Genomic DNA, 12181 nt, shown 5'->3' with positions numbered 1-12181 from the left:
AACCATAAAGCCACTGCAAATCCCAATTAGCGCGCAGAAAAATATCTTAGAGGATAAAATATACCCTGTTATCTTTTCTGAGAACCGACCATGCCGACCCACAAAAACTTCAGAACATGGCTTTGGCTGAGCTTAAGTTTTTTATTTTGGGCGCTAGCTTATTCGGCAACGGCTCAAGCCGGCTCGCCTAGCATGGAAACATCCCGCGATAATGGGGAAAAATTTGAATTGAATTTTGAGTTGGCAACCATTAAAGACAGCATGGCCTGGTTAACCAATTACGTTGATCGTTATGCCAACAGTATTGATCGGTTTTTTACGCCCGAATCCGACGTGCCCGAAGGCAAATCGCTGATCAAAACCACGCTCAGCCATCAAAGCTCACTGCATCTAGCGCAACAAAACCAACTGACATTTAAATTGATCGCCCACTTACCCAAAACCCAAAAACGTTGGAATCTATATATCGAGTCCTTTGCTGGGCCGGATGAACGGAGCGCCCAGTCGAGCGAACTAAGCCAGTTAGACGCCGAGCAAGAAACCTTATTAGGTTTGAGTGCCATCTATCGAGTGTCGGATGTGGTCGGTTTTAAAGTCCGCACTGGCACACGCCTGAGCGGTGGGCAATTAAACCCTTATAGCACGGCTAAATTGAGATTTGAATGGGCGATTAACCCTGCTTGGTTTGTAACCTTTGAGCCGGAATTATTTTGGCGTCATATTGAGGGAACAGGTAAAGAAGGCACGTTAAACTTAGCGTATCAGTATGATGACAAGCATTATTTGCGGGCCACTTCGAATGTGTTTAAGTACGATGAATTGCCTGCATGGCAGGTGGCACAGGTGTTTGAATGGCGACATAACCGGGATAGCAACAACCGCCTCAGTTACCGCCTAGGGCGTTTATGGGACTGGACACCAGAACAAAATTTCAGCCAACTTGATACTTATTTGCAGTTTAGCTGGCGTAACCAATTTTATGATAACTGGCTATTTTTATCGATTACACCCGGCGTGCATGCACCACTGCAACTAGGTTATCAAACCAATCCATTTGTGCTAGTCAGTTTTGAAGCCTTCTCTCGCAAAGTGGCACTTTAATCTCGCGTTCAATTGCACCCGTTTTAAACCGTCTCCAAGTTGGCGTAAGCCTTAACCAACCACTTAGAGCCCGCGTGTTTAAAATTAACCTGAATACGTGCATGATCACCCGAGCCTTCGGTCGCCAATACGGTGCCTTCACCAAATTTTTGATGAAACACACGCTGCCCCATCACAAAACCAGCTTCGTTATGCTGAGTTTTTTGGCTACTCGACGACGCCCAATCACGCGCGGTTTGTACTTGGCCAGTCATCCGCACCCAATCCAAACAATCCTCCGGCAACTCTTTTAGAAAACGCGATGGCCCGGCGTAAATTTCTGTACCGTGCAAACGTCGGCGCAAAGCATAAGTCATTACCAGCTTTTGTTCAGCACGCGTAATGCCGACATAAGCTAGGCGACGTTCTTCTTCAAGCCGAAGCGGATCGTCAAACGAGGGTTTAGACGGGAACAAACCTTCTTCCAGCCCGACCATAAAGACCAGTGGAAACTCCAAACCCTTGGCCGAATGTAAGGTCATTAGCTGTATCGCCGACTCCCAAGCTTCGGCCTGATTATCTCCGGCTTCCAAGGTTGCTTGAGCTAAAAAGTTTAATAATGGATTATCGCTAATCGCCGCGTCTAAATCATCGGGATTGGGGTTTTTCTCGGCGGGCGGGGCTTTATCAAAGCCACTGGCCGCATTAATCAGTTCATCCAAGTTTTCGACCCGGGCTTGGCCTTGTTCTGAGCGGTCTTTTTCAAAATGCGTTTGCAGCCCAGAACGTGAAATCACCATCATTACTTGATCTTGTAAACTTTTACCTTGGGTATCTATTTGCAACTGCTCGACTAAATCCAAAAAGCCACTCAATGCTCCTTTCGCGCGTGCAGTTAAACCGGATTCCAATTGAACCTTGGCCGCATCCCATAAAGACAAACCCAAATCACGTGCTAAGTCACGCACGGTTTGCATGGTTTTTTCGCCTAAGCCACGCGTGGGTTGGTTATAAACCCGTTCAAACGACGCATCGTCATCGCGGTTTACCAATAAACGCAAATAAGCCAATACGTCTTTGACTTCAGCACGATCATAAAACCGCAAACCGCCATAAATTCGATAAGGCATTTCGGCTTGAATCAACGCCTGCTCAAACACGCGCGATTGTGCGTTGGAACGATACAAGATCGCGACATCAGAACGCTCGCCACCCTGCTCAACCCACGCTTTGGCTTGGCTGATCACATAGTTGGCTTCGTCATATTCGTTAAAAGATTCATAGATACGAATAGGGTCGCCATCTTCGCCCGCGCTCCAAAGCTCTTTGCCCATACGTTCGGTGTTAAACGCAATAATATGGTTGGCGGCTTTCAGAATACGCCCGGTGGAACGATAATTTTGTTCCAAACGCACGGTTTTAACATCGGCAAACTCCTGCTCAAACAATCGAATGTTTTCGATTTTTGCGCCACGCCAACCATAAATAGACTGGTCATCGTCACCCACCACAAACAACTTGCCCGTGGCGCCCGCCAACACACGCAACCAGGCATACTGCAAGCTATTGGTATCTTGGAACTCGTCCACCAAGATGTGTTTATAACGTGCTTGATAAAAACTCAGAATCTCAGGGCGTTTCAGCCAGAGTTCATGCGCACGCAACAACAGCTCGGCGAAATCCACCAGGCCTGCTTTTTGACACTGTTGTTCGTAAGCTTGGTAAATTTGCAGCATTTTTTTTACAAACGGATTGTGACCCGGGTCAATATGATGCGGACGACGCCCTTCTTCTTTTTCACCATTAATATAAGCTTGCACTTGTTTGACCGGCCACTGAGTTTCATCCAGCTCCATCGCCTTTAATAAACGTTTAACTAAACGCTTTTGATCATCCGAATCTAAAATTTGAAAACTTTGCGGTAAGCCGGCGGCTTCATAATGCTGGCGTAATAAGCGATAAGCAATACCGTGGAAGGTTCCCATGGTCACGCCCTGGGCTTGGTGACCAATTAACTGTTCCATTCGGCCCCGCATCTCACGTGCGGCTTTATTAGTAAAGGTGACGGCTAGAATATTAAACGGCGACAATTTCATCACTTCGGTTAACCAAGCGATGCGATGCACCAATACGCGTGTTTTACCACTGCCCGCACCGGCCAAAATTAACGCGTGGCGTTCTTCTAAAGTTACCGCTTCACGTTGCGCATCGTTTAAGTCGTTTAATATAAATGTAATATCCATGGGCGTTGATTGCTTTAACCTAATAATGTGCGTGGATTGACAGGATTGAGCACCTCGATTGTGTGTTCTTGTGCTGCAAAACCTATCGGTGCGTTATGCTACGATAAAAATGACCAAAAGGGAAAATGCATTAAAAATTAGACCAAATTGAAAAATTAACTTGCAAATCCTACATACCTAGTGTAATAATTGTCAAAATGTTTTGTCAGGGCACAATATAGCCCCCGAATCACAGTGTGAATAGAGTAGCTAAAAAATAGTGAAAAACCACTGCTCTTCGTTTCAATGAACACTTTCCGTACGAATCCCCTCACACACTGATCACATTCAGAATGGTTATTCGTACCAAAAAAATAAAATTATAAGGAGTTACCTATGAGTAACAAAATTATTGCGACATCTGATGCCAACTTCGAAGCCGAAGTTTTAAAGTCTGAACTACCTGTTTTGGTCGATTTTTGGGCCGAATGGTGTGGTCCTTGCAAAATGATCGCGCCAATTCTTGATGAAGTGGCTGGCGATTACGATGGTAAACTTAAAATCGTAAAATTGAACATTGATGAAAACCCATCAACGCCACCACAATTTGGTGTGCGCGGTATTCCAACACTTATGTTGTTCAAAAACGGCGAAGTAGACTCTACTCAAGTAGGTGCACTGTCTAAATCACAGCTTTGCACTTTCTTGGATAACAATCTGTAAACTCGTTTCGCGCGCTGAACGCAACTTCAGCGCGTATCACTCCAGTCAACGTTCCCAATCAGAATTTCAAACCCGCCTTAACAGGCCATTCATTAAATAATTAAACACCAAAAAGCACTATGAATCTAAACGACTTAAAAAAACAATCAGCCGCTTCACTTATCGAACTCGTTAGCGAAATGGGGTTGGATAGCAATCTTGCTCGTCAGCGTAAACAAGATATTATCTTCGCCATATTAAAAGGCCACGCGCAAAAAGGTGAAGATATTTTTGGTGAAGGCGTACTTGAAATTCTGCCGGATGGCTTCGGCTTCCTGCGTTCTGGAGATGGCTCTTATTTGGCTGGCCCAGATGACCTTTACGTCTCACCTAGCCAAATTCGCCGTTTTGGCTTACGCACTGGTGATACGGTTCAAGGCAAAATTCGTCCACCTAAAGAAGGCGAACGTTATTTTGCCCTGCTCAAAGTGGATCGCGTCAACTTTGAAGACCCGGAAGTCGCGCGCAAAAAAATTGCCTTTGAAAACCTCACGCCTTTGCATGCCGACAGCCGTATGCGTATGGAAATTGGTAACGGTAGTACCGAAGACATTACCCCACGTATTATCGATATGGCCTCACCAATTGGTAAAGGCCAACGTGGCTTAATCGTCGCGCCGCCTAAATCGGGTAAAACCGTTATTCTGCAAGGTTTGGCGCAATCGATTGCCGAAAATTATCCGGAGTGTTATTTAATCGTGTTATTGATTGATGAACGTCCGGAAGAAGTAACTGAAATGCAGCGTACCGTTAAAGGTGAAGTGATTGCGTCCACCTTTGATGAACCGGCCGCCCGTCACGTACAAGTTGCTGAAATGGTGATTGAAAAAGCCAAACGCCTAGTCGAACACAAAACCGACGTGGTGATTTTGCTGGACTCAATTACACGTTTAGCGCGTGCTTATAACACTGTGGTTCCGGCCTCTGGCAAAATTTTAACCGGTGGTGTGGATGCAAATGCATTACATCGTCCAAAACGTTTCTTTGGTGCGGCGCGTAACATTGAAGAAGGTGGTTCATTAACCATTATTGCAACGGCATTGGTTGATACTGGTTCTAAAATGGACGAAGTTATTTTCGAAGAATTTAAAGGCACGGGTAACATGGAGCTTCATTTGTCGCGCCATATTGCTGAAAAACGTACTTTCCCTGCGATTAACATTACCAAGTCCGGCACACGTAAAGAAGAACTCCTAACCACACCGGAAGAACTTCAGAACATTTGGATTCTACGTCGCTTCTTGCACAGCATGAACGAAGTTGAAGCCATTGAAACCCTGATTGATCAAATGAAAGTGAGCAAAACCAACACGGCTTTATTTGAGTCGATGAAACGCTAGTTTATTAGATAAATCAGAAACATGACTTGATTTTAACTTTTTCTCTGTTAAAATCTCGTCTTTAAATTTTAACCCCTATTAATTTGGACCGTCATTATGAAAGCAGACATTCATCCAGAATATAACGAAGTCGTCTTCCAGGACATCTCAACTGGTGAGACATTTATGACTCGTTCAACCATGAAAACTTCTGGCGATACAATCACTCTAGACGGTAAAGACTATCCGCTGGTTCGTGTTGAAGTATCAAGTGCTTCTCACCCGTTTTATACTGGTAAGCAGACACTGGTTGACACCGAAGGTCGTGTTGAGAAGTTCCGTCAAAAATACGGTTCACTTCGCAAGTAAGATCAGGTTTTTACCTATCGCGGTCAAACGCGTCTTTAAAGCCACATTTTTATGTGGCTTTTTTGTTTGCGCCCAACACGGCATTCGATTGCGGTTAGGCGTCGCTTGTTTTAGAATGAACCCATCATGAAAAAACACTCCAGCCTTTTTAGCCTTCTATTTCTTTTAAGCACCCTGTGGTTGAGTTCGGTACATGCACAAAATTGTGGGCCAACTAATATCGACAACTGGGAAAAGGCCCGCATTGCCCAAGCCGGAAATGTCGTCATCGTTGGCAGTCGCCAATATATTATGGCCGGTGTTTATGCCCCTGAAATGGGTGATCTCAGCAAACGAACAGACCCGCCGCGACCATTATCACGCGAATCACTTACTTTCCTAAATCGTATCTTGGCCAATAACGACCGCAAAATTGGAATAGAGTTTGACCAACAGCGAATGGATGGCTTTGGTCGAGTGGTGGCGCATTTATTTTTAGAAGATGGCCGCAATGTTAATGAACTGTTGCTAGAAAATGGCTTAGGCATGGTGGAAACCAATCCACCCAATTTAAAATACCAAGAATGCTATTTCCGTGCCGAACAACGCGCCCGACAGGCTAACCGTGGTATTTGGCGTTTAAGTGTGAATCAACCCGAACTCAAGTTTCCGGTCGCCCTGAGCAGTCAGCTTTCGGATGTCGATTTAGGGTTTCGTATTATCCGTGGTGAAGTTCGACAGGTATCGCAAAGCCGTAACAACATCATTATTAACCTAGACACCACCGGTATTAGGGTTAAACGTGAAGATTGGCCGAACTTTAATTATCGTGACGTAGAAGCCTTAAAAGGCCAAACTATCGAAGTGCGTGGTTATGGCTTTGCCTACCAAGGCGCGATGTACGTGGTGATTTCCCATCCCAACATGATCGACAAACTTAATCCATATCAACCTTAATCGCATAAATAACTCAACCACCAGGCCTGGTGGTTGGCAAACCCTCACCTAACACAACAGCAAAGATGACAGCCTCGTGCTTTGTCGGTAGAATACGGTTTTTGTTTTCACAAAGGTTCTTTTCATGTCTGCATTACAAAACGACCGTTTCTTACGCGCTTTAATGCGCCAGCCTGTTGACCGCACGCCTGTATGGATGATGCGCCAAGCGGGTCGCTACCTACCAGAATATCGCGCGACCCGTGCACAAGCTGGTTCGTTTATGGATTTGTGCCGTAATGCAGAGTTCGCTTGTGAGGTCACCTTGCAACCGTTAGAGCGTTTTCCTCTTGATGCAGCGATTTTGTTTTCAGACATCTTAACCATTCCGGATGCGATGGGGCTAGGATTACGTTTTGCGACGGGCGAAGGCCCCGTCTTTGACAAACCTATCCGCTCAATGGCGGATGCTAAAAAACTTTATGTACCGGATATGGGCTCAGATTTGGGTTATGTCATGAACGCGGTCAGTACGATTCGTAAAGCCCTAAACGGTCGCGTGCCTTTAATTGGTTTCTCTGGCAGTCCTTGGACCTTGGCCACCTATATGGTTGAAGGCAGCTCAAGCAAAACCTTTTCCATCATTAAAGCTATGATGTACGACCAGCCAGCAACCTTGCACCATATTTTGGATATATTGGCTGACTCGGTAATTGAATACCTAAACGCCCAAATTGAAGCCGGCGCGCAAGCTGTGCAAATTTTTGACACTTGGGGCGGCGTATTAACGCCACGTGACTATAAAGAATTCTCACTAAACTACATGGCGAAGATTGTTGACGGCTTAAAACGTGAACATAACGGCGTTAAAGTGCCGGTTATTCTATTCACCAAAGGTGGCGGCCAATGGCTAGAGGCTATGGCCGATACCGGTGCGGATGCACTTGGTTTGGATTGGACAACCGATATTGATGATGCTCGTCGTCGTGTTGGTGATCGCGTCGCGATTCAAGGCAACATGGACCCAAGCATGTTATATGCATCACCTGAACGTATTCGCCAAGAAGTCGAGTATATTTTAGAAAAGTATGGCCAAGGTTCAGGCCATATCTTTAACCTAGGTCACGGTATTCACCCAGAAGTGAAACCGGAACATGCCGGTGCCTTTATTGAAGCCGTGGTTGAGTTAAGCCCTAAATACCACGTTTAATAAACGCATACGCTAACAACAAAAAAACCACCTTCACGGTGGTTTTTTTGTACATGAAATCAAATAAAGCCTTCTTATTAAAGCTTATAAAGGCAACAAGTTCACGCTTTGCGTATACTGCATTGCTTGCAAATAAAGGTTCGATAATTCAGTCGGCGTCAAATCACCCGGCAATTTAAAACGGGTCGAACCTTGCTCTAAACTTCTGGCGGCTTTTAGCACCAGGCCTGGTGGATTTTCTTCACCCATCAATGCCGCTACAATTAACTCATCTAAACTCAACTTGCCCAACAAGCTGGGCAAGTCTAAATCCATTACCGCGTCTAAAGTTGAAAACAATCCAACTGTAAAATACAGCTCTTTTGGTGCGTCTTTTAAACGTTCAGCCACCAGTTCACAAAACTTAGCGCGGGTTAAAGAGGTATGAAATAACTCATCCGGTTTATCGTCCATACCCGACAAAACCAACATGCCCGCCCAACTCTTTAAACGCTCTAAACCAAAACGTAATACCGCATCGTGAATCGAGGTGATTTTTGTCTTACCAGCCACGCCATCTTGGGCTAAAAATCGCAGTAGTTTTTGGCTTAACGATACATCTTTTGCAATGATATGACTGAGTTTTACCATATCCACATTGGGATCGTAAACGTTCGATAACAGCTCTAATACACTGGCTTTGTTAGTCGGTAAACGCTGACCTTTAATAATCACCGGCTTGGCAAAAAAGTAACCTTGGAAATAATCAAAGCCAATTTTTTTACAAAAATCGTACTGTTCGCGGGTTTCGACCCTTTCGGCGAGTAAACGCACACCCTTGTCCTTCAAACGCTGCACGTGCTCCAACATTTGTTTGGGACCAACTTCGAGAATATCAACTTTTATAATATCGGCTAAGGCTTCCAGCGGTTCAAGTTTGGGGTTAAACACATAGTCATCTAAGGCGATGGTATAGCCTTTATCACGCAGTTTTTGAATAGCTTTAAGCAGAGTCGGCGTTACATTAACATCCTCTAGGATCTCAATAATAACCTGACTTTTAGGGAAGAAGGGTTGATATTCGCGTAGCAGCAAGCCTTCGGTGAAGTTAATAAATACTTTATGATCACCTGCCACGTCTTTAATACCTATGTCACCAAAGGTATTCAGCATGACCTGGGCGGACGCGCTATCACCGCCGACAATTACGGCATGATTGTCTTCACTATTGGTGCGAAAAAGCAATTCATAAGCAAATAGTTGCAGTTGACCATTAAAGACTGGCTGACGCCCAACAAAGATATCGATCAATTTAGACATTTATTAACTACAAAAACAGACAATTGGAATTCATTATAACAAACTCTATTGCCTAAAAATTCTAATTTTGCTGCATATAAAGGCTTAAACCGGCTTAAATTCGTCCGGCATGTCAATATCCTCATCACCAAATAAGAACTTTTGCATCTCTTCTTGCAGAAACGACCGCGCTTTCGGATCTAAACTGGATAAACGGTATTCATTTATCAAAATCGTCTGTTGGCTTAACCATTGTTTCCAAGCTTCTTTAGAAACGCTCTCGTAAACACGTTTACCCAGCTCACCCGGAAAAGGCGAAAAGTCCAAGCCTTCCATATCTTCGTTAAATTTTGCGCAATGTACTTGTCTTGTCATAGATACCTCCAAAAGGTTTTGTTTCTACATCTGTTTGATTTAATGCACGTTGTAATAAGGTTTTAATCGGTGCCGGAAGCCCGACTTTTAAAGCCTCTTCTATCGTTAACCAATTATAAGGTTCGCTTGGTTCGGCCACAGTCGGCGCACTTAACGCACACACTGGCATCATATCTAAATGATAATGACTAAAACTGTGCCGAATACCCGACCATTTTACCAGACTATTCAAATCCACCCCAGCCAAGCTTAACGCATCGAAAGAATCAAACTCCGGCAAACTATACAAACCGCCCCAAATACCGCTGTTTGGGCGTTGTATCAAAGCGATTTTTCCATCCGTGTTTAACAATAATAAAAACCAGGCCTGGCGAATGGGTTTGGGGTTTTTAGGCTTAGAATAAGGGAACTCGGCGGCGCGCCCGGCTTGATAAGCTTGGCAATCCTGTTTAAGCGGGCATTGATCACAACCGGGCCTGGTTCTTTTGCATAAGGTCGCGCCTAAATCCATAATCGCCTGAGTGTAATCGGCAAAACGGGTTGGCGGGGTTAAGTCTTCGGCTAATTGCCATAATTTAGTTTCGAGCTTTTTATGGCCCGGCCAACCTTCAATCGCCGCATAACGCGTTAACACACGCTTTACATTGCCATCCAAAATCGCATAACGTTGCTCAAATGCCTGCGACAAAATCGCCCCAGCGGTCGAACGTCCAATTCCCGGCAACGCTATAATCGCCTCAAATTCATCAGGAAACTCGCCGCCATGCTGGGTGTCAATAATCTGAGCCGCTTTGTGCAAATTTCGTCCACGTGCGTAATAACCCAGCCCAGCCCAATGCGCCAAAACCTCATCCTGCTCTGCCAACGCCAACGCCTTAATATCAGGAAAGCGCTGCATAAAACGTTCGAAGTATGGAATCACCGTCTGCACCTGGGTTTGCTGCAACATAATTTCCGACACCCAAACCTGATAAGGCGAACGCGGATGCTGCCAAGGCAAATCGTGACGGCCATGCACATCAAACCAAGCTAATAAACGTGCTGCAAAGCTCAAACCCCTCTCCTGTAAAGCGTCCACGAAGTCGGTTATACTAGCAGACTTTTCAACGCCCGCTGAGAGATTACGCCATGAGCGAACAAGCCGACTCAACCGAAAATACCCTACGCCACCGCATCAAAAGTTTTGTATTACGCCAAGGGCGCATGTCGAAAGGTCAACAAGCCGCCATCGACCGAATTTGGCCACAATACGGACTTGAAGCCGATGCCGGATTATTGGATTTAGCACAAATATTTGGTCGTAAAGCCCCAACCTATGTCGAAATCGGTTTTGGCATGGGCAGCAGCTTGGCGCAAATGGCGCAAGACAATCCACAGAATAACTACATTGGTATCGAAGTGCATCGTCCAGGGGTCGGTGCGTTATGTAAGTTGATTGAAGAAAAGAACCTGACCAATATTCGGATTTTTAATCACGATGCGGTCGAGATATTAGAAAAACAAATTCCGCAGAATAGCTTAAGCGGCGTGTATCTATTTTTTCCCGACCCGTGGCACAAAGCACGCCACAAAAAACGACGTATTGTACAACCAGCTTTTGTCGCCAAACTAGCAGAACATTTAGTAGCTGGCGGCGAATTTCATATGGCGACTGATTGGGAAGATTACGCCGAACACATGATGGAAGTCATGAGCGCCGCACCCGACTACACCAACGCCGCCGGAGAAGGCCAATTCACCCCACGCCCCGACTACCGTCCCCTAACCAAATTCGAACAACGCGGCCATAGATTAGGGCATGGGGTTTGGGATTTAATTTTTAAAAAGAGATAAATCACTGAGTCAACCACCCGGCCTGGTTATCGCTAGTTTGCATAAGCCCTTACTTGCCACAGGATAAGTCATGATGTATATTTATAATGTATATCAATATAAAGAGGTGAGTGATGCATCGAACCCAAATTTACTTTGAAGAGGCTTTTTTTGAAGAACTCAAACAACAAGCCAAACAAGCGAACACATCGATTTCTGGCTATATTCGTGATGTCGTTGCCAAAGATTTAGCTAAGGCAAAGCAGCCCAAAGATGCGCCTGATTTTTCTGAATTTGCAGGCCTTTGGCAAGACCGTGATATTAGTCAAGAATCCTTGCGTGAAAAGGCTTGGAAATGATTTGCCTCGACACCAATGTGCTCATCGAGATTTTAAAAAATAACCCTCAAACACTGGATAAGTTAAAGCAATTTAATACAGGTTTCGCCATTAGCAGCATAACGGCAATGGAACTGCTTTATGGCGCACTTGATAAAAAGGAACTGCAACAGCTTCAAGCGTTTATTGAAAAGTTTCAGATTATTCATATTGACCAAGTCACTAGCGAACAAGCTACCGCCTTAATTACAAGTTATGCAAAAAGTCATACCCTTGATATACCCGATGCACTCATCGCCGCAACTTGCTTGACTCGCAAATTGCCACTTTTTACCTATAACTTAAAAGACTTTCGCTTCATACCAGGCCTGGTTATCATCTAAAATTAGGCCATTCATATTTATTGAGAGCTTTGCACGAAAAAGGGGACGCAAACCTTTTCTCTTAAACCTTTTCTCTTAAACCTTTTCTCTTAAACCTTTTCTCTTAAACCTTTTCTCT

The 12181-nt window shown here is 44.8% G+C and carries 13 protein-coding genes; 9 read left to right on the top strand and 4 right to left on the bottom strand.

What is annotated here, in order from left to right:
* Positions 1 to 192 precede the first annotated feature (192 nt).
* Positions 193 to 1101, top strand: coding sequence for a hypothetical protein (locus IBX48_RS01680; RefSeq protein ID WP_296830028.1), 909 nt, complete (start codon positions 193 to 195; stop codon positions 1099 to 1101).
* Positions 1102 to 1124: 23 nt separating this feature from the next.
* On the opposite strand, the gene uvrD is transcribed toward IBX48_RS01680, so the two are convergent.
* The gene (gene uvrD / locus IBX48_RS01675; RefSeq protein WP_296830026.1) at positions 1125 to 3323 is read right to left on the bottom strand and encodes a DNA helicase II; all 2199 of its coding nucleotides are present in this window, start codon (positions 3321 to 3323) and stop codon (positions 1125 to 1127) included.
* Between the two features lie 375 nt (positions 3324 to 3698).
* Between uvrD and trxA the strand changes: the two genes are divergently transcribed.
* The 5 genes from trxA (at position 3699) to hemE (ending at position 7877) form a co-directional block, all read left to right on the top strand.
* Positions 3699 to 4025, top strand: coding sequence for a thioredoxin TrxA (gene trxA / locus IBX48_RS01670; RefSeq protein ID WP_296830024.1), 327 nt, complete (start codon positions 3699 to 3701; stop codon positions 4023 to 4025).
* A 119-nt stretch (positions 4026 to 4144) separates the two neighbouring features.
* A complete protein-coding gene (gene rho, locus IBX48_RS01665) occupies positions 4145 to 5404 on the top strand; it encodes a transcription termination factor Rho (RefSeq protein WP_296830022.1) in 1260 nt (419 codons plus the stop codon).
* 96 nt (positions 5405 to 5500) lie between these two features.
* Positions 5501 to 5752, top strand: coding sequence for a type B 50S ribosomal protein L31 (locus tag IBX48_RS01660; RefSeq protein WP_029933337.1), 252 nt, complete (start codon positions 5501 to 5503; stop codon positions 5750 to 5752).
* A 180-nt stretch (positions 5753 to 5932) separates the two neighbouring features.
* Positions 5933 to 6688, top strand: coding sequence for a thermonuclease family protein (locus tag IBX48_RS01655; RefSeq protein WP_296830018.1), 756 nt, complete (start codon positions 5933 to 5935; stop codon positions 6686 to 6688).
* Positions 6689 to 6812: 124 nt separating this feature from the next.
* Positions 6813 to 7877 (top strand): uroporphyrinogen decarboxylase, encoded by a 1065-nt coding sequence (gene hemE, locus IBX48_RS01650; protein ID WP_296830016.1) that lies wholly within the window; start codon positions 6813 to 6815, stop codon positions 7875 to 7877.
* An 84-nt stretch (positions 7878 to 7961) separates the two neighbouring features.
* Here hemE and IBX48_RS01645 read toward each other — a convergent pair whose 3' ends face one another.
* The 3 genes from IBX48_RS01645 to mutY all read right to left on the bottom strand — a co-directional run bounded on the left by IBX48_RS01645 (position 7962) and on the right by mutY (position 10584).
* Positions 7962 to 9176, bottom strand: coding sequence for an EAL domain-containing protein (locus tag IBX48_RS01645; RefSeq protein WP_296830014.1), 1215 nt, complete (start codon positions 9174 to 9176; stop codon positions 7962 to 7964).
* 84 nt (positions 9177 to 9260) lie between these two features.
* Complete coding sequence (locus IBX48_RS01640) at positions 9261 to 9530, bottom strand: oxidative damage protection protein (RefSeq protein ID WP_296830012.1); 270 nt, start codon at positions 9528 to 9530, stop codon at positions 9261 to 9263.
* The gene (mutY, locus tag IBX48_RS01635) at positions 9499 to 10584 is read right to left on the bottom strand and encodes an A/G-specific adenine glycosylase (RefSeq protein ID WP_296830009.1); all 1086 of its coding nucleotides are present in this window, start codon (positions 10582 to 10584) and stop codon (positions 9499 to 9501) included. Before mutY ends, IBX48_RS01640 begins: the two co-directional genes overlap by 32 nt.
* Before the next feature lie 74 nt (positions 10585 to 10658).
* Between mutY and trmB the strand changes: the two genes are divergently transcribed.
* The 3 genes from trmB (at position 10659) to IBX48_RS01620 (ending at position 12063) form a co-directional block, all read left to right on the top strand.
* Positions 10659 to 11363: a tRNA (guanosine(46)-N7)-methyltransferase TrmB gene (trmB, locus tag IBX48_RS01630; RefSeq protein WP_296830007.1), complete on the top strand. Its 705-nt coding sequence runs from the start codon at positions 10659 to 10661 to the stop codon at positions 11361 to 11363.
* A gap of 113 nt (positions 11364 to 11476) precedes the next feature.
* A complete protein-coding gene (locus tag IBX48_RS01625; protein ID WP_296830005.1) occupies positions 11477 to 11701 on the top strand; it encodes a hypothetical protein in 225 nt (74 codons plus the stop codon).
* Entirely contained in the window at positions 11698 to 12063 is a 366-nt protein-coding gene (locus tag IBX48_RS01620; RefSeq protein ID WP_296830003.1) for a type II toxin-antitoxin system VapC family toxin, read from the top strand. The genes IBX48_RS01625 and IBX48_RS01620 overlap by 4 nt, the downstream gene beginning before the upstream one ends.
* The last annotated feature ends 118 nt before the right edge of the window (positions 12064 to 12181 follow it).

The organism is Thiomicrospira sp., from assembly GCF_014859555.1.
Lineage (GTDB): Bacteria > Pseudomonadota > Gammaproteobacteria > Thiomicrospirales > Thiomicrospiraceae > Thiomicrospira.
This window is presented reverse-complemented; position numbering and strand designations above follow the sequence as displayed.

Bases quoted from the DNA above. Each gene is read 5' to 3' on its own strand.
- IBX48_RS01680 (WP_296830028.1), top strand. From the start codon at position 193: ATGGAAACATCCCGCGATAATGGGGAAAAATTTGAATTGAATTTTGAG.
- uvrD (WP_296830026.1), bottom strand. From the start codon at position 3,323: ATGGATATTACATTTATATTAAACGACTTAAACGATGCGCAACGTGAA.
- trxA (WP_296830024.1), top strand. From the start codon at position 3,699: ATGAGTAACAAAATTATTGCGACATCTGATGCCAACTTCGAAGCCGAA.
- rho (WP_296830022.1), top strand. From the start codon at position 4,145: ATGAATCTAAACGACTTAAAAAAACAATCAGCCGCTTCACTTATCGAA.
- IBX48_RS01660 (WP_029933337.1), top strand. From the start codon at position 5,501: ATGAAAGCAGACATTCATCCAGAATATAACGAAGTCGTCTTCCAGGAC.
- hemE (WP_296830016.1), top strand. From the start codon at position 6,813: ATGTCTGCATTACAAAACGACCGTTTCTTACGCGCTTTAATGCGCCAG.
- IBX48_RS01645 (WP_296830014.1), bottom strand. From the start codon at position 9,176: ATGTCTAAATTGATCGATATCTTTGTTGGGCGTCAGCCAGTCTTTAAT.
- IBX48_RS01640 (WP_296830012.1), bottom strand. From the start codon at position 9,530: ATGACAAGACAAGTACATTGCGCAAAATTTAACGAAGATATGGAAGGC.
- trmB (WP_296830007.1), top strand. From the start codon at position 10,659: ATGAGCGAACAAGCCGACTCAACCGAAAATACCCTACGCCACCGCATC.
- IBX48_RS01625 (WP_296830005.1), top strand. From the start codon at position 11,477: ATGCATCGAACCCAAATTTACTTTGAAGAGGCTTTTTTTGAAGAACTC.
- IBX48_RS01620 (WP_296830003.1), top strand. From the start codon at position 11,698: ATGATTTGCCTCGACACCAATGTGCTCATCGAGATTTTAAAAAATAAC.